17 protein-coding genes are annotated in these 16,684 nt (G+C 44.9%); 16 read left to right on the top strand and 1 reads right to left on the bottom strand.

The window, feature by feature from the left end:
• Positions 1-459: 459 nt before the first annotated feature.
• The 6 genes from ACS18Q_RS17260 (at position 460) to ACS18Q_RS17285 (ending at position 6,051) form a co-directional block, all read left to right on the top strand.
• Positions 460-1,098, top strand: coding sequence for a carboxymuconolactone decarboxylase family protein (locus ACS18Q_RS17260; RefSeq protein WP_014258222.1), 639 nt, complete (start codon positions 460-462; stop codon positions 1,096-1,098).
• Positions 1,099-1,153: 55 nt separating this feature from the next.
• Entirely contained in the window at positions 1,154-1,597 is a 444-nt protein-coding gene (locus tag ACS18Q_RS17265; protein ID WP_004727921.1) for a cupin domain-containing protein, read from the top strand.
• A gap of 76 nt (positions 1,598-1,673) precedes the next feature.
• A complete protein-coding gene (locus ACS18Q_RS17270; protein ID WP_441258085.1) occupies positions 1,674-2,549 on the top strand; it encodes a DUF3737 family protein in 876 nt (291 codons plus the stop codon).
• Positions 2,549-3,718: a MalY/PatB family protein gene (locus ACS18Q_RS17275; RefSeq protein ID WP_441258086.1), complete on the top strand. Its 1,170-nt coding sequence runs from the start codon at positions 2,549-2,551 to the stop codon at positions 3,716-3,718. The genes ACS18Q_RS17270 and ACS18Q_RS17275 overlap by 1 nt, the downstream gene beginning before the upstream one ends.
• A 115-nt stretch (positions 3,719-3,833) precedes the next feature.
• Positions 3,834-4,184, top strand: coding sequence for a cyclophilin-like fold protein (locus ACS18Q_RS17280; RefSeq protein WP_143680072.1), 351 nt, complete (start codon positions 3,834-3,836; stop codon positions 4,182-4,184).
• 271 nt (positions 4,185-4,455) lie between these two features.
• Positions 4,456-6,051, top strand: coding sequence for an ABC-F family ATP-binding cassette domain-containing protein (locus ACS18Q_RS17285; protein ID WP_441258087.1), 1,596 nt, complete (start codon positions 4,456-4,458; stop codon positions 6,049-6,051).
• 262 nt (positions 6,052-6,313) lie between these two features.
• On the opposite strand, the gene ACS18Q_RS17290 is transcribed toward ACS18Q_RS17285, so the two are convergent.
• Positions 6,314-7,303: an integron integrase gene (locus ACS18Q_RS17290; RefSeq protein WP_441258088.1), complete on the bottom strand. Its 990-nt coding sequence runs from the start codon at positions 7,301-7,303 to the stop codon at positions 6,314-6,316.
• Positions 7,304-7,984: 681 nt separating this feature from the next.
• Between ACS18Q_RS17290 and ACS18Q_RS17295 the strand changes: the two genes are divergently transcribed.
• From ACS18Q_RS17295 to ACS18Q_RS17340, 10 genes are all read left to right on the top strand, one after another.
• Complete coding sequence (locus ACS18Q_RS17295) at positions 7,985-8,488, top strand: DUF4236 domain-containing protein (RefSeq protein WP_206982408.1); 504 nt, start codon at positions 7,985-7,987, stop codon at positions 8,486-8,488.
• 559 nt (positions 8,489-9,047) lie between these two features.
• Positions 9,048-9,983 carry a hypothetical protein gene (locus tag ACS18Q_RS17300; protein WP_114806963.1) on the top strand — a complete coding sequence of 312 codons (936 nt, stop codon included), beginning with the start codon at positions 9,048-9,050 and terminating at the stop codon, positions 9,981-9,983.
• A 137-nt stretch (positions 9,984-10,120) separates the two neighbouring features.
• Positions 10,121-10,873, top strand: a complete 753-nt coding sequence (locus tag ACS18Q_RS17305) for a hypothetical protein (protein WP_441258089.1) — start codon at positions 10,121-10,123, stop codon at positions 10,871-10,873.
• A gap of 235 nt (positions 10,874-11,108) precedes the next feature.
• A complete protein-coding gene (locus ACS18Q_RS17310; RefSeq protein ID WP_441258090.1) occupies positions 11,109-11,528 on the top strand; it encodes a hypothetical protein in 420 nt (139 codons plus the stop codon).
• 998 nt (positions 11,529-12,526) lie between these two features.
• On the top strand, positions 12,527-12,937 hold the full coding sequence (locus tag ACS18Q_RS17315) for a hypothetical protein (protein ID WP_238849052.1): 411 nt from the start codon (positions 12,527-12,529) through the stop codon (positions 12,935-12,937).
• A 117-nt stretch (positions 12,938-13,054) separates the two neighbouring features.
• Positions 13,055-13,510, top strand: coding sequence for a GNAT family N-acetyltransferase (locus ACS18Q_RS17320; RefSeq protein WP_441258091.1), 456 nt, complete (start codon positions 13,055-13,057; stop codon positions 13,508-13,510).
• Positions 13,511-13,649: 139 nt separating this feature from the next.
• A complete protein-coding gene (locus tag ACS18Q_RS17325) occupies positions 13,650-14,108 on the top strand; it encodes a GNAT family N-acetyltransferase (protein ID WP_062907575.1) in 459 nt (152 codons plus the stop codon).
• 575 nt (positions 14,109-14,683) lie between these two features.
• Positions 14,684-15,142, top strand: a complete 459-nt coding sequence (locus ACS18Q_RS17330) for a GNAT family N-acetyltransferase (RefSeq protein WP_062907575.1) — start codon at positions 14,684-14,686, stop codon at positions 15,140-15,142.
• A gap of 161 nt (positions 15,143-15,303) precedes the next feature.
• Positions 15,304-15,876, top strand: coding sequence for a hypothetical protein (locus ACS18Q_RS17335; RefSeq protein WP_441258092.1), 573 nt, complete (start codon positions 15,304-15,306; stop codon positions 15,874-15,876).
• Between the two features lie 109 nt (positions 15,877-15,985).
• Positions 15,986-16,576 carry a hypothetical protein gene (locus ACS18Q_RS17340; RefSeq protein WP_158108707.1) on the top strand — a complete coding sequence of 197 codons (591 nt, stop codon included), beginning with the start codon at positions 15,986-15,988 and terminating at the stop codon, positions 16,574-16,576.
• The last annotated feature ends 108 nt before the right edge of the window (positions 16,577-16,684 follow it).

The following is a 16,684-nucleotide window of genomic DNA, read 5'->3' on the forward strand; positions in this document are numbered from 1 at the left end:
GCAAAAGTTTCGATAGTTTTTGCCATGGAATGGGGTTCTTTCATTGCGGCTCCCGAGATGACCTTGGCGGTCTTTGGCGCGAATTGAATGCTGTAGTTATAACATCAAATCACTTCATGTAAAGAATATCAGGCAAGCCCCTTGGCCGGTCAGAATGCCAGCGATGCCTCACCTGTCTAGCGTGTTGATTCGGTCAAGGCGTGATGCTTTCAATAATATTTAATTATTTATCAACGTATTAAGTTTATTGCTCTCTTGTGGTAGCGGTGGTTTTTCGGTCATCCATTTTCCCATGGCTTGAAGATTGATTGGAGGAATGGGCAATAAATAGCGTTGAATAGGCTAACGTGAAGTCACGAAGAAGGCGTAAATTAGCCTCACGGTTTGGCGAGACACACATCGCTTGTGTTGCTTCTCGCAAACCGATGCCGTGTTTTACCTGCCATACCGGAGATGCCGATGAACCATCCAACTGAACAAGCATTAACAAATCAAGAACGCGCCATACTGCCGATCGCGGCGTTTACCGCCAGCGGGCAGATCGAGTGCCTCAAAAACAGTCTTGAACACGGGTTGGATGCGGGGCTGACGGTCAATGCGATCAAAGCCGTTTTAGTTCAGCTTTATGCATACGCAGGATTTCCACGCAGCCTGAACGGATTAGGGGCGTTCATGGCGGTGCTGGAATCACGCAAACAACGCAGCATTGTGGATGAAAACGGCGAAGACGGCTTGGCGATGGTTCCAGGCGACAGCTTGGCCGTGGGCACGCGTCATCAAACGCAACTGGTGGGTCAAGCGGTCACGGGCGCCTTGTTTGAGTTTGCACCGGCAATTGATGCGTATTTGAAAGCTCACTTGTTTGGCGACATCTTTCAAAGCGATGTATTGAGTTGGAAAGCGCGCGAATTGGCGACCATTGCTGCGTTGGCGAATATGAGTGGCGTGAATGCCCAGCTTCAAGCGCACTATGGCATTGCGATGAACAATGGTGTGACAACGAAGCAACTTGACGAATTTATCGATGTGATTCGCGATACATGCGGAGAACGGGTTGCTGCAAATGCTGCCGACGTGCTCAACGCGGCACGACATTAAACCCGGTATCCCACGCAGATGCGATGAACACAACAAAGAATGATTGGAGTTTACGATGAGTCATGAAGCAAAAACATTGATCCCAGAAGCACTGAAAGCCGGCAATTTTAACGGCAAAGGCATTTTTGATTTTGGTGAAGAGAACGTGGCGTATGCCGACTACTTTACGGGCACCAGCTACCTTGCTTTGCTGAATATCCCGGGGGTGGTTGTGGCCAATGTGACCTTTGAACCGGGTTGCCGTAACTTTTGGCATATTCATCACAAAGGCGGCCAAATCTTGCTGGCGACCGGTGGTCGCGGTTGGTATCAAGAAGCCGGTCAACCAGCACAAGAACTGAACCCTGGCGATGTGGTTCACATTGCACCGGGTACGAAACACTGGCACGGCGCGGCCAAAGACAGCTGGTTTGCTCATGTTGCGGTAGAAATCCCAGCGGAAGGTGCCAGCAACGAATGGTGCGCTCCCGTTTCTGATGAAGAATACAACGCACTGTAAGCGTTAAATTCACATCCCAGCGCCAGCATCCGCCTGGCGCTTTTCTTTCCGAACTCTCGCTAAGCTCAGGTTAATTATGAAAAACGTCATTCAGACTCAAGAGAAAATCTCCGACCGTTTCTACGAAGGCGAACGCCCTTTGTATGCAGCGAGCAACACCTTTTTGCACAAGGTGCGTTTCTATCCGGGCGAATCGGCGATGAAGCACACCCACCACATGACAGCGATGCAGTGCGAATTTATGGGCAAATACCCATTCTGGCACAGCAACCACGTTTTGTTGGAACAAAGTCTGTTCACCGTCTACGCGCGTGCCGCGATTTGGTATACCGACCATCTGACTATGAAAAACTGCGTGGTGGAAGCGCCTAAAATGTTCCGTCGCGTTTCCCATTTACATATCGAAAACTCGCGCTTCCCCAATGCCGGTGAAACGTTGTGGATGTGCAATGATGTGACACTCAACAATGTTGAAATGCGTGGCGCCGATTACGTGTTCATGAACTGTGAAAATGTCGAGATCGACGGTTTTAAATTGCAGGGCAACTACTCATTCCAAGATGCCAAAAACGTCACGATTCGTAACGCATATCTGGATTCAAAAGATGCATTCTGGGGTTCTGAAAACATCACGGTGTACGACAGTGTGCTTGATGGTGAGTACTTGGGCTGGCATTCGAAAAATCTGCGCTTGGTGAATTGCACCATTCGCGGTGAACAACCTTTATGTTATGCGCAGGATTTGGTGATGGAAAACTGCGTGATGGAAGAGACTGATCTCTGTTTTGAGTATGCCACGCTGCACGCGGAGATCGTTTCTGACATGATGAGCGTGAAGAACCCTTTGTCGGGTTACATCAAAGCACGTTCGATCGGCGAAATCATCATTGATGAACATAGCCGCGATCCAAAGGCGTGTATTATCGAAACGCAAACCAAGGCAGGCGCGTAATGAGCACATTCGATTTTGATACCATCATCAATCGACATCACACCGGTAGCGCTAAATGGGACAGTCCCCATGATGAATCGGTGTTACCGATGTGGGTTGCAGACATGGATTTTCGCACCGCTCCGCCCATCATTGATGCGCTGCAACGCCGAGTCGCCCATGGCATCTTTGGGTACGCGAGTGTACCAGATGCGTATTTTCAGGCGGTGATTGACTGGTTTACACGTCGTCACGGATTTGCGATGCAGCGTGAATGGATTTTATACACCTCCGGTGTTGTGCCTGCGTTATCGGCGATATTAAAAGCAGTGACACAGCCCGGCGATGGTGTGATCGTGCAAACGCCTGCGTACAACTGCTTTTTCAGTTCAGTGCGTAACATGCAGTGCCAGCTGGTGGAGAATCCGCTCATTAATCGTGATGGTTTTTATGAAATGGATTTTGATCATCTGGAGAAAGTGGCTGCGCAACCCCACGTAACGGCGATGATTTTGTGTAATCCGCACAATCCGGTTGGCCGTGCGTGGCGTGAGCAAGAGCTACGACGAGTGGGCGAGATCTGCTTTCAACATGGTGTGATGGTGATCAGTGATGAAATTCATTGCGACCTGATGTTCCCGGGGCAAACGCATCAACCGTTTGCAGCATTGGGGGAGGCATTTCTGCGTCACAGTGTCACGACTCATTCACCAAGCAAGTCATTCAATATTGCTGGGCTGCAAATCGCCAATATCATCGCAGCGGATGATCGTATCAGAGCCCGTGTGGATCGCGCGCTTAATATTCACGAAGTGTGTGATGTGAACCCGTTTGGTGTCACCGCATTGATCGCGGCCTACAACGACAGTGAAGCTTGGTTGGATGCGCTGACTGGGTATTTGCATCAGAACTACGAACTGGTACGCGATTTTATCGCCACGCATTTACCGAAGCTTCAACTGACTCAGCAACAAGCGACTTACCTAGCGTGGATTGATTGTCGCAGCCTCGCAATGAGCTCAACACAACTGACGGAAAGACTACGCCGAGAAGGTAAACTGATGCTCAATGCGGGCACGGTGTATGGCGACGCCGGTGAGGGGTATTTGCGCCTCAATATGGCCTGCCCACGTGAGCAATTGATGGATGGACTGAACCGACTGCGCGCGGTGATCAGCCAATTGAACTAGGTGACATTGAATGAGAAAACGCTCACGTTTATTGCGATTTGGGTTGTTTCTACTCAGTACATTGACAATCAAAATGGCGAGCGCGAACATTGCGCTCGGCCAAGGATAACACACCATGAAGATCCGTTTCGTGTTTGACGATCGCACCGTGACCGCAACACTCAACGATTCACCCTCGACGCAGGATTTCCTTCGTCAACTGCCGTTGACCTTTGAACTGGAAGATTACGCGCGTACGGAGAAAATTGCCGATTTGCCCCGTAAACTCACCACCCAAGGCGCGCCATCGGGCACCGCATCTAAAGCTGGTGACATTGCTTATTACGCGCCGTGGGGAAACTTAGTCATATTCTACAAAGACTTTGGTTATGCTTCCGGACTGATCAATTTAGGTCAACTGGATGGTGGCCTGGATCGCTTGACCAGTAACGGCTCAATGAGTGTCACTATCGAACGAGCCGATTAAGGGCACGATGGTATCGGCTTTCAATCGATAGGCACGAAAATCAACTTGACGCAATGACGGCAAGTTGGTTAAGGTTTCGCCATCATTTCTTTCGGAGTTTACGCCAATATGAACAACTAAACCTGTCATCCATGTTTGATTTTATTTTTTGGATACACAGGGTTAGTAGGCGTAGCTCACTTTCCGACATTGCTTGTCATTGCGCGCATCGATTGATGTGTTCAACCGCATTCCGCTACGGCTATTGCCCCTGTCACACAGGAGGCAAACGATGCCATTTTTACAAGCCACTCAAATTAGCTATCAATTCGATAACGGCGACACGCTGTTTCAATCCATCTCGTGTTCTATGACTCAACGCCGTGTGGGGTTGGTCGGGCGAAATGGCGTAGGGAAATCGTTGCTCGCTGCTTTACTATGCGGTGAACGTCAACCTTCAACGGGCCACGTCGTACGGCCCAATTCGGTCGCGTTTTATCGTCAACTGCCGTCTGAATTACGATCAGGCACTTGCACGATTGCGGAGTTTCTCGGGTTGCAAGCCGTTCTTGATGCGCTCAAACGAATTGAATCGGGTGATTGCTCTCAACATGGGTTTGATCTCGTGGGAGATGCGTGGGACCTGCCTGCGAAACTGAACCAACAACTGGTTGCCATGAACTTGCCACCCGATCCAGCCTTTTTATGCGCCAAACTCAGTGGTGGGCAACTTGCTCGGCTTCAATTGTGGCAACTGCTCACGAGCGACGCAGCGCTGCTGATCCTTGATGAGCCATCGAACCACCTCGACACTCAAGCCAAGCAGTGGCTGGTGGATACCATGCGAACATTTTCGGGCGCCATATTGCTTATTAGTCACGACCGTCAGTTGCTGCGTGATATGGACGAAATCTGGGAATTGTCTGGCCTTGGCTTGCGCGTGTTCGGCGGTCATTACGAGAAGTATGCCGAGCAAAAGCGTAGTGAGGTGCAGGCGGTTGAGCGTCAGTTGGCTTGCGTGAGCAAGCAGCAAAAACAACTCGAAGCGCAGGCACAGCGGAATCGCGAAAAGGCAGAGCAACGAGCCGCGCAAGGAAACAAATTGCGCAAAGCGGGCAGTCAGGCCACCATTTTGCTCGATGGTAAAAAAGATAAAGCAACAGCGCGAGCGGCCAATCGCCGCCAGAATGAAGAGCGACGGCAAAGCGATTTGCACGCCAAAGCGCAACGGTTACAGGCGCGAAAGGAGCAACTGAAAGGCCAAATACTCTATTTGACAGGACATTCGCCACAACCCCGCAATGTGATCACGCTTATCGGCGCCGAGTTGATGTTTGGCAACGTGCCCCCTCAAACATTTACGCTGCATGCGAACGACAAAGTTCACCTGACTGGCCGCAATGGTTGCGGCAAATCCACGTTACTCAAAACCTTATTGGGTGACCTCCCGCTGGCAAGCGGTGAGTTGCGATTAAATACCGCGTTGTATTACCTCGACCAACATTTTGGCGCAGTTCGAGACGAGTTATCGGTGTTAGACAATCTGCTGCAACAGTGCGCGGGAATGAAAGAAGGTGATGCGCGTACCGTGTTGGCCGGCATCGGCTTTCGTCATGATCGTGTCTTTTGTCAAGGCAATGTACTGAGTGGTGGCGAGAAGATGAAACTCACGATGCTCATTGCCAGCCATCAGCCCACGCAACCATTTCTGTTGTTGGATGAGCCGGATAACCATCTCGACCTTGATTCCAAACACATGCTAGCACAAGCGCTACAACACTACGCCGGCGGCTTTATTCTGATTAGCCATGACGCAACGTTTGCCCAAGAATCGGGTGTACAACGCGAGATTGTGATGACGTCATTGAGTGAAAGCAGGTCGATTTGAGCGGGTGTATTCATGCGCGATTAGTTATACGCCTCAAATATTCAACGTCGCGGCTCAAACCGCCAATGGACGTTTAGCGTATGCAATCATCTAATTTTAGGTTGCATCGCTTTTCGTTAAGTTACCGCAGGATTGAGGTCGGTATTGTGAGATACACTATGCAGGTAATTGCAACTGTATGGCTTTGGCTCCGGACAAGGTGTGGCGGTAGCGTGCCTAAAATCAAGCAGTCATACCATCAAGTATACCGTTAATCATGCCGTTAAACATTGGGCGATGTGTTGCCAATGAACAAGTTGGATAATGGACTTCTGACGCCGCTGGCCCCGCGTTCGATCACATGCGTGTAAATTTGTGTTGTTTTGACATCAGAATGGCCCAGTTGCTCTTGCACGGTTCGAATGTCGGCCCCCGCTTCGAGTAAGTGTGTGGCAAATGAGTGTCGTAAGGTATGACACGACAACGGCTTCGCAATTTCAGCAGTAAAACGAGCTTTGATTATCGTCTTTTGCAGCGTGGTTTCATGTAGATGATGGCGATACCAAGCCGGCTCGTCGCCATATCGACACAACTGTTTGGCTGGAAAGAGGAATTGCCATTCCAAGCTCTTCGACGCAGACGGATATTTCTCGGCGAGTCGGTTTGGCATTTGGACGCCATCATAATTTGGGTTCAGTTGATCTTGAGTATATAAATGCTTCACGGTCTCGATTTGGAAGCGAAGTAGGGGATGAAGCTCTTTCGCCAGTGTGACGATGCGGCTCTTTCCGCCCTTACTTTGCCAAACCCTGATGGCACCATAGTCGAAATCAATATCTTTAACTCGTAATCTGATGGTTTCCATCAAACGTAACCCGGAACCATACATCAATTGATAAGGCAGTAGTGTCTGCGCTGGAATGGCCGCGAACAGCTTTTTGATCTCCGTTGGTGTGAGAACAACTGGCAGTTTCCGCTGCTTTTTCGAATGGCGGAAGCGCAAATCGATGTCGAGCGGCTTTTTCAAAAACTCTTTATAGAGAAATACCAAAGCGTTCAACGCTAAGTTTTGGGTCGATGCCGCAACTTGTTTGCTGACCACTAGATCTGACAAGAAGGCTTCGACATCGCGGTTACCAAGTTTGTTTGGATGTTGGTTACCATGAAAACGAATGTATTGAACCACCCAGTACAAATAACTTTCAATCGTTTTACGCGCGTAGTGACGTACTTGCATGAACTCAGTCAAACTGGTCAAAAACGGTGATTTCATCTTTATCTCGAATACTGTTTTAATATACAGTTTATTGTAAGCCGACGCGGAAAGGATATTAAATAGACAAAGGCAGCATTTCGTGACTTGTGCAATCCAAAATCAAACTTCTCTCATGCTTGGTTTGTTGGGAGTTACGCATGGTTTGTGAAGTTTGGAAAGAGTAACTTATATAGACAAGTTCGGGGTGAAGCTGTCTGTATAATAATTGTTATGTAGCTTTATAAATTTTGGTGTTTATATCTAGTTGTCTTAGGCAAATGGTTCGCGGATAGTTCATCTATCGCAAAGTGTGGCGAGCATTATATTATCGAAACGTCTGTGTGCAATGTCGGTTCCGTTCGTTAGGTTTTCTCTGCTTAAAAGCGACCTTTGTCGCTGGTCGATTTGAATCCACGGTCGCTGGCCTTTTTGTCTGCCCAAGTTCGTGAACCATTTCAGGTAATTTGTCTGCGGTAAGATTTGTTGCTTGTTCGGCTTTTCTTGGGTGGAAAATTGAAGCTGGAAGGAAGGCTATATAACAAAGCGTTCAAGCGGGACTCATGCCGCGTGGCATTTTTGGTATGCGTTGAGTTTTTGTGGTGAAAGTGGTCTGCGGAAGGTTGGTTTATGCGGCATTCACCCCTTAACGCGGCGTTATGGCTCACACGATATTCAACGTTTGGCTGTCGAGAGGGAATTATGGGATTCAAATTTCGGAAACGTATAAAAATTGCACCAGGACTTCATGTTAACGTTAGTAAAAGTGGTGTTAGCACCTCAATCGGAAAGCCGGGTGCTACGGTGAATGTTGGCAAAAAGGGAGTGAAAACAACGGTAGGAATTCCCGGTTCCGGTCTTTCATATAGTCAGAATTTAACGGGTAGCAGTAATACAAAGGAAGTCTCGTCAAACACTGGTAAAGGTAGTTCCTTATTAGGTAAAACGTTACTAACTATTGTAGCTTTCTTATTAATAGCTAACTTTTTTAGTTCTCCTCCTGAAACAGTCACCTCGTTTAGTACCGTTGAAGTTAAAAGTTTACGTGTAAGAGCTGAACCAACGGCTAACTCACAGGTAATCAATCAAGTGGTTGCTGGGGACAAGGTTGAGGTTATTCAAACAAGTGGCAGTTGGGTGCTTATTAAAGGTAATGGGGCTAAAGGTTGGGTTGCTGCAGAGTACCTTTCAAGTCCAAAGCCATAACAAACGCTTTAAGACGGATTCGCAACGCTCGGCGGTTTTGGTTTGATTTAGCTTTTGTGTTTACGGTGTATTAATTGAGTGTCGTGGTAGCGTTGCTCACCACTTAAGCGGGCGTTATATAGCTTTATAAATTTTGGTGTTTATATCCAGTTGTCTTTGGCAAATGGTTCGTGGACAGTTCGTTTAGCGCAAGGTGTGGCGAGCATTATGTTATCGAAACGTCTACGTGCAATGTCGGTTCTGTTCGTTAGATTTTCTCTACACAAAAGCGATCTTTGTTGCTGGCCGATTTGAATCCACGGACGCTGGTCTTTTTGTCTGTCAAAGTTCGTGAACCATTTCAGGTAATTTGTCTGCGGTAAGATTTGTTGCTTGTTCGGCTTTTCTTAGGTGGTAAATTGAAGCTGAAAGGCAGGCTATATAACAAAGCGTTCAAGCGGGACTCATGCCGCGTGGCATTTTTGGTTTGCGGTGATTGTTGTGGTGAAAGTGGTCTGCGGGAGGTTGGTCTGTACGGCATTCGCCCCTTAACGCGGCGTTATAAACCTATGGAGGAATAGTGGGTAGCAAAATTCCAGAAGCGATTCGAGCGAATGGCACTTTGGTGTCCGCTTTAGGCTTTGAACAACAGCCTTTTGGTAAACTTTATTGCTGCATCGATGGGTGCAGCGCAGAACTTAGCTTTGTCAAAAGGCATAACAGGAAGTATGAGTCAAAAACGGTAGAAATCGCACCTTGTTTTAGACTAAAGAGATATGAGCAACATAGCTTAGGTTGCAAATTTGATTTATCTGGAAGATTAGAACTTGTTGCTAAAAGATCGGACTCTGAAGTATTCAGAGCCGTTTCAGCATCTCAATATGAGTTTCGGTTACACATACTATTGAAAGCCCTATGGGAGTTAACAGATCATCAGGTGAAACGTAAGGGAGCCAGTTGGGGATCTGCAGGTGAACAAGACAAAAAGTATTCAAACAAAGGACGCTTAACAAATTATTTGCGCACACTAAAACAGATACTAGAACTAAGAGAGTTATGTGAAGAAAAAGAAGAACTTTCTTCTTTAGTGACACTTGATTTTAAGGGGCACAAAATACCTTGGAATCAGTTCTTCTTTGATGTCAGTAATTTGTTTGAGTTTTTGAAATTCTATAAACCTGAGCAAACAACACCGCCTTTGGCGATATCAGGGCACATAAAAGAAATTAGCCCACCAACAGAAAAATTTCGATACTATCAAATCAAGTTAGAATCTCCATTCATTGAAGTGAATGAGCAAGGTGTCATAAATAAACCAACACCTGAAATTACAGTTAAAGATCCACGGCTTTTGAAGTACTTTAAAGTTGGGGCTGAGTATATATTTTTTGGTATATGGTACGTTCGAAAAAGATCCAAAAAAGGACGAGGTGAAAATTCCCATATCAAGTGGGTATTTAATAATATAGTTCTCAATATGGCTTATAAAGATCACTTCATCGAAATCGGTTTATAACAAAGCGTTAAAGAGGGACTTGGCACGCGTGGCATTTTTACTATGCGTTGGTTTTTGGTGATTAGGGTGGTATGCGGCAGCTTTGGTATTGCGTGCCTGCGCCCCTTAACGCGGCGTTAGGCCTCTATGGGATATGTATGGAAAAACAATTTACTACTCTTGGAATTTGCCAAGAAAAAGCCCGCAATAAATGTGTAACTCGATCAGAACACGAGCTTTCCGATCTAAATAGGACTTACATTGAAGTATTTCATGCTGTAAGTAATACTTTACATCCAATATGGAATAATTTCGAGCTAATGACTACTACTGATTGGGAAGGTCATGGTCATTTAATTTTAAACAACTCGGGTCTGCCAGGAGTTAGCAACAGAGAAAAATTCGAATCTATCCTATCTGTTTTTACATTGGGTTTGAGTCCAATTAAAACAATGATATTTGAAGGTTCCTATGTTCAATCATGTATATTACTTCGTTCAAGTATAGAAACGATGGTTCAGCTTAAAAAGATCTTAGAAGATAAGTATATAGATAAGCAAACACCTAGAATTTCTAATTTAGATGAAAAACTTCGAAGAATTTATAGTGATTTAACAGGGTTGGCTCACTTGTCTGATAGTGAGTTTCTATCTCATATCACGAAGGGAAGTTATGATAATGGCGAAGCATTGCTGACGCCGTTACTAAGAACTCTTACGCCCCAATTCAACAGTGGCTTGAGTCAATTTCTATTTTCGATTCATATAGTTTGTTCAATAGAAACAATTTTACTGATTGACGAGTATCTAAATGCAAATGTACCTGAGAAGGCAATTGACAGCAGTGTGTTATGTCGTCTGAAAGATCAATGTGTAACAATATGGGTGAAGCACCTCGCGGATGAGGCCTAACAAAGCATTTAAGAGTGATTCGCAACGCTTGGCAGTTTCGCTTCGCTCAAGTATAGCCAAGCGCCGCTCACACCTTAATGCGGCGTTATGTTCACCTAGTACTTTGAATATCCTCACAATTTCTAATGAAAGCATTGAGTTGCGTCCTATATAAGCTTTAGTTTCTGTATTGATATTAGTACTTTAGGCTTAGTTCTAGTGAAGTGTATAAATGTTCATGTATTGGAGGTTACAAATGGAATGGTTAGTGGGCTTAGGCGTTGTTATTTTAGTCGTGTTTATTATTTCATCAGAATTAAAGGCGCGTAAAAAGCGTGCAGCATTGATTGAAACTCTTAAAAGTGAAGGTTTCTCTGAAGATTATAAGATGGTTGGTAGACCTTATGTTGTCTTAGTTGATAAATCTAACCAAATGCTCGCATTTGTAGGTGTGGAAGTTAGTAAAAAAATTGAATTTAGTAAAGTGATCAGCTGGCAGCATACATATACAGAACAGAATAAAACAGTTAACGGGAGACACAAGCACTCACTAATCAATAACAAATTAGAGTTCACGATTAGCGACCCTGATACACCTCTAATTCAAGTGTCGGTTGGTAACTACGAATATGCTAAACAATGGTCAGCAAGATTCTCAGCTTTATTCCAATCCTAGAAAATGAACATAACAAAGCATTTAAGAGTGATTCCCAACGCTTGGCATTTTTCATTCCATCGTTGGGTTTTGTGTTTAAGGTGCTTTGGTTTAGTTTTGTGTTAGCGTTGCTCACACCTTAATGCGGCGTTATGTAGCTTTATAAATATTGGTGTTTATATCCAGTTGTCTTTGGCAAATGGTTCGCGGATAGTTCATCTATCGCTAGGTGTGGCGAGCATTATGTTATCGAAACGTCTGTGTGCAATGTCGGTTCCGTTCGTTAGGTTCTCCCTACGCAAAAGCGATCTTTGTTGCTGGTCAATTTGAATCTACGGGCGCTGGTCTTTTTGTCTACTCAATTTCGTGAACCACTTCAGGTAATTTGGCTGCGGCAAGGTTCGCTGCTTGTTCGGCTTTTCTTGGATGGTAAATTGAAGCTGAAAGGCAGGCTACATAACAAAGCGTTCAAGCGGGACTCATGCCGCGTGGCATTTTTGGTTTGCAGTGATTTTTGTGGTGAAAGCGGTTTGCGGAAGGTTGGTTTTGCGGCATTCGCCCCTTAACGCGGCGTTATATAGCTTTATGAATTTTGGTGTTTATATTCAGTCGTCTTTGGCCAACGGTGCGTAGACGGTTCGTTTGGCGCAAGGTGTGGCGAGCATTATGTTATCGAAATGTCTGCGTGCAATGTCGGTTCCGTTCGTTAGGTTCTCCCAGCACAAAAGCGATCTTTGTCGCTGGTCGATTTGAATCCAAGGGCGCTGGCCGTTTTGCCTACCCAATTTCGTGAACCATTTCAGGTAATTTGGCTGCAGCAAGATTTGCTGCTTGTTCAGCTTTTCTTGGGTGGTAAATTGAAGCTGAAAGGCAGGCTATATAACAAAGCGTTCAAGCGGGACTCATGCCGCGTGGCATTTTTGGTTTGCGGTGAGCTTTGGTTGTGAAAGCTGTCTGCGGAAAGTTGGTTTATGCGGCATTCACCCCTTAACGCGGCGTTAGCTGAAAGAAGATAGAAAATGAGAAACTTAGATATATTTAACTGCGCTGCGCTAGAAATCATGCACACTAGCTTGGAACATTTTCCGAATACTGCAAGCGTAGATCCGAATCTGATTGCAACACGAGTTAGAGATTATTTCACAGATGGCGAAGATAGTGATCTAACAGATAGGGCTTTGTTTACCACTTGCCATGCAACCATAAAGTGGTTAAACCAAGAACGATTTATAATTGTCGAACATGAGTTACTAAGTGGCGTATGCCACATAGTTCTTACACAAAAAGGCTTAAATGCACTAAATTCTGTTCCAAAGTTTGCTGACAGTGAAAGGAAGTCTTTTGGTCAATACTTTATTGAAGGCATAAAGCCTATACCATTTTCCTTAATGGGCAACTTAATGGCTGATTTCTTCAAATCTATCAGCTAACAAAGCGTTCAAGCGGGACTCATGCCGCGTGGCATTTTTGGTATGCGTTGAATTTTTGTGATGAAAGTGGTCTGCGGAAGGTTGGTTTATACGGCATTCACCCCTTAACGCGGCGTTATGAGGCATATGGATATTCAATTAATACAAATAGAAAGTGATGAGTTTGAAAGTCTATTTTCTGTTGTGAAACAGGGGATTTATTCGCATGTCGATGCCGTCTTTGGTTGGTGTGACGAGTTTCAGGCCAATCGTTTAAAAAGTGACTATGAGCCGCATTGGTTTCATTGGGTTTATCTCAATAACACACAAGTTGGAATGCTATGCTTCAAGCCTTACGACAATGCATTTCATGTACATTTACTTATTGTGTTTCCAGAATTTCAAAATCAAAAACTGGGTGAAAGGGTCATGAATATGGTTCAAGAAATAGCGCGAGAGCAAGGGCGTAGTTACGTAACCTTATCAAGCTTTACTCGAAATGAGTCAGCGGTAAGGTTTTATAAATCTCTTGGATATGAGGTGACTGAAAGCGATGAAAACTTCCTTTCTCTGTCGCTTCGAGTTGACTCATAACAAAGCGTTTAAGGCAGATTCGCAACGCGTGGCATTCTCAGTTTAAACTGGCTTTTGTGTTTAAAGTGCAGTGGTTTGGGTCAGGTGGTAGCGTTGCTCACTACTTAACGCGGCGTTATGTGCTTTGGTGGAAATGAATATGGAAATCACAATCAGGCGTATTGAAACAGAAAGCATTGAGGACAAAAGTATATTCGAGACTCTGTTCAAAGAGTATCTGTCTGGATTCTCAGTTGAACTAGATCTCTCAGTAATTGCTCAGCTATTTGCGTTGCCTTATTTCCACGGATTTATCAGTTTTGTCGACAATAAGCCTGCTGGTTTTGCAGTTTGCTTTGAATCGTTCTCAACTTATCGTGCGCAAAGAGTGATGAATATCCATGATTTTATGGTGTCGGACAACTTTCGTGGTAAGGGTGTTGGCAAGGCGCAACTGAACGGTATCGAACAGTATTGTAGTGATAATGATTACCTCAAAATCACATTAGAGGTCGGTGATGATAATTTTGCAGCTAAAAAGCTCTACAGCTCATTGGACTACGAAGATTACAGAGTAGTTTTGAAAGGGCAGCAGCATTGGCAAAAGTACCTCAATTAGCACGCACATAACAAACTGTTCAAGAGGGATTCGCAACGCGTGGCATTTTTACTATGCGTTGGTTTTAGTGTTTAAGGTGGTATGCGGCGGCTTTGGTATTGCGTTGCTCACCCCTTAACAGGGCGTTATATAGCTTTATGAATTTTGGTGTTTATATCCAGTCGTCTTTGGCCAACGGCGCGTAGACGGTTCGTTTGGCGCAAGGTGTGGCGAGCATTATGTTATCGAAATGTCTGCGTGCAATGTCGGTTCTGTTCGTTAGGTTTTCCCAACACAAAAGCGGATCTTTGTTGCTGGTAGATTTGAATCCAAGGGCGCTGGCCGTTTTGCCTACCCAATTTCGTGAACCATTTCAGGTAATTTGGCTGCGGTAAGATTTGTTGCTTTTTCGGCTTTTCCTAGGTGGTAAATTGAAGCTGAAAGGCAGGCTATATAACAAAGCGTTCAAGCGGGACTCATGCCGCGTGGCATTTTTGGTTTGCGGTGAGTTTTGGTGGTGAAAGCGGTTTGCGGAAAGTTGGTTTATGCGGCATTCGCCCCTTAACGCGGCGTTATGTGCTTTGGTGGAAATGAATATGGAAATCACAATCAGGCGTATTGAAACAGAAAGCATTGAGGACAAAAGTATATTCGAGACTCTGTTCAAAGAGTATCTGTCTGGATTCTCAGTTGAACTAGATCTCTCAGTAATTGCTCAGCTATTTGCGTTGCCTTATTTCCACGGATTTATCAGTTTTGTCGACAATAAGCCTGCTGGTTTTGCAGTTTGCTTTGAATCGTTCTCAACTTATCGTGCGCAAAGAGTGATGAATATCCATGATTTTATGGTGTCGGACAACTTTCGTGGTAAGGGTGTTGGCAAGGCGCAACTGAACGGTATCGAACAGTATTGTAGTGATAATGATTACCTCAAAATCACATTAGAGGTCGGTGATGATAATTTTGCAGCTAAAAAGCTCTACAGCTCATTGGACTACGAAGATTACAGAGTAGTTTTGAAAGGGCAGCAGCATTGGCAAAAGTACCTCAATTAGCACGCACATAACAAACTGTTCAAGAGGGATTCGCAACGCGTGGCATTTTTACTATGCGTTGGTTTTAGTGTTTAAGGTGGTATGCGGCGGCTTTGGTATTGCGTTGCTCACCCCTTAACAGGGCGTTATAACTCATTGTCTATTTCGAGGAAGGTATTAAGTTGGATTGGAAAACATTCACAGTTGAAATCGTAAAGGCAGTAGCTTGGCCTTTAGTCGTAGCAGTAATCGCTTTTCAACTGAAAGATAAAATATCGGAGTTGCTACCTCGAATTAAAAAGCTAAAGCATAAAGATACGGAGTTAGAGTTCGCAGAAGGCGTAAGTAAGCTAGTCCGAGAACAAGAAGCTGAAGGCAATAATCAACCAGAGGCCCCCGTAACTAACGAAGTTCAGGAGCGGTATAATTTCTTGTTGAAATTAGCTGATATTTCTCCACGCTCGGCAGTACTAGAAGCATTTCGGGAAATAGAGCATGCATCCGCGTCTACGATATCCAAATTATCAGCAGAACAGTCCGAACACGGTGGTAAATCACCTTTAAGTATGCAAAGACAGTTGTCCGAATTAGCATTGACCAAAAATGAAGTCAAAATGTTTAATCAGCTCAGAGTGTTAAGAAACAAGGCGGCACATGATCGAGATTTTAATCTTCATGGGATGCCTATTGAGGCTTATATAGATCTTTCCTTAAGCTTGGCGAATAGAATTAGTTTGGCGGGAACTGAGTTATAACAAAGCGTTCAAGAGCGATTCCGCAACGCGTGCCAGTTTCGCTTCGCTCACAGTATGGCACGCATTACGTCACGCCTTAACGCGGCGTTAGGTTTTTAAGGAGAGTAAGTTGAGTTCATCTTTTGAGGATTTGGTTGAGCAGTATATATCCACTCTAGATACAGAGATTATCCACTCCTTTAGGAAAATTTTTTCCAGTGCTGTGGACAACGAGTTTTCGAAAATTGATCAAGCACGTGCTGTACACGACGACATGCAATTTATGTCTAAAGAACATAAGCATATGCACAGTTCATGGATTGAAGATGATGCAATTTATATGTTTAGTGTTGTCGACTTGGCTAGCGAGTTGTGCATTTTGGCTCTTTATAAGAAGCTTGAACTTAAGCACAAAGAACTGGTGAGATTTTTCAATCTTACAGATAGCGCAAGAAAAGCCTCTAATTGGGATGTACTAGTGAAATTATTGCCACAAGAGGTAAAAAATCTGCCGGAGTTCGATGCAGTAAACGAGTTGCGGTTGATAAATAATGCCATTAAACATGAAGGTGTAATTAGTCAACAGTTAGCAGAAAATTATCCAGAACATGGTCAATGTGGTGAAGAGTTAACAGACTTAACTGCTTCTTTTGAGCGGTTAGAGCCGGTAGTTTGTAGGTATGTAAATGAACTACATGCAATCTTGAAGTCCAAAACCTAACAAAGCATTTAAGAGGGACAGCCAACGCGTGGCATTTTTATTATGCGTGAGTTTTTGTGATTCCGCTGTTATGCGGTGAGTTGGTAGTAGCGTTGGCTGCCCCTTAAT

The organism is Vibrio sp. Vf1514 (assembly GCF_052076135.1).
Taxonomy (GTDB): domain Bacteria; phylum Pseudomonadota; class Gammaproteobacteria; order Enterobacterales; family Vibrionaceae; genus Vibrio; species Vibrio furnissii.

What these genes read in the sequence shown, in the direction of transcription:
- ACS18Q_RS17325 (WP_062907575.1), top strand. Translation starts at nt 13,650, where the DNA reads ATGGAAATCACAATCAGGCGTATTGAAACAGAAAGCATTGAGGACAAA.
- ACS18Q_RS17295 (WP_206982408.1), top strand. Translation starts at nt 7,985, where the DNA reads ATGGGATTCAAATTTCGGAAACGTATAAAAATTGCACCAGGACTTCAT.
- ACS18Q_RS17310 (WP_441258090.1), top strand. Translation starts at nt 11,109, where the DNA reads ATGGAATGGTTAGTGGGCTTAGGCGTTGTTATTTTAGTCGTGTTTATT.
- ACS18Q_RS17330 (WP_062907575.1), top strand. Translation starts at nt 14,684, where the DNA reads ATGGAAATCACAATCAGGCGTATTGAAACAGAAAGCATTGAGGACAAA.
- ACS18Q_RS17320 (WP_441258091.1), top strand. Translation starts at nt 13,055, where the DNA reads ATGAGGCATATGGATATTCAATTAATACAAATAGAAAGTGATGAGTTT.
- ACS18Q_RS17275 (WP_441258086.1), top strand. Translation starts at nt 2,549, where the DNA reads ATGAGCACATTCGATTTTGATACCATCATCAATCGACATCACACCGGT.
- ACS18Q_RS17265 (WP_004727921.1), top strand. Translation starts at nt 1,154, where the DNA reads ATGAGTCATGAAGCAAAAACATTGATCCCAGAAGCACTGAAAGCCGGC.
- ACS18Q_RS17285 (WP_441258087.1), top strand. Translation starts at nt 4,456, where the DNA reads ATGCCATTTTTACAAGCCACTCAAATTAGCTATCAATTCGATAACGGC.
- ACS18Q_RS17315 (WP_238849052.1), top strand. Translation starts at nt 12,527, where the DNA reads ATGAGAAACTTAGATATATTTAACTGCGCTGCGCTAGAAATCATGCAC.
- ACS18Q_RS17290 (WP_441258088.1), bottom strand. Translation starts at nt 7,303, where the DNA reads ATGAAATCACCGTTTTTGACCAGTTTGACTGAGTTCATGCAAGTACGT.
- ACS18Q_RS17260 (WP_014258222.1), top strand. Translation starts at nt 460, where the DNA reads ATGAACCATCCAACTGAACAAGCATTAACAAATCAAGAACGCGCCATA.
- ACS18Q_RS17280 (WP_143680072.1), top strand. Translation starts at nt 3,834, where the DNA reads ATGAAGATCCGTTTCGTGTTTGACGATCGCACCGTGACCGCAACACTC.
- ACS18Q_RS17270 (WP_441258085.1), top strand. Translation starts at nt 1,674, where the DNA reads ATGAAAAACGTCATTCAGACTCAAGAGAAAATCTCCGACCGTTTCTAC.
- ACS18Q_RS17305 (WP_441258089.1), top strand. Translation starts at nt 10,121, where the DNA reads ATGGAAAAACAATTTACTACTCTTGGAATTTGCCAAGAAAAAGCCCGC.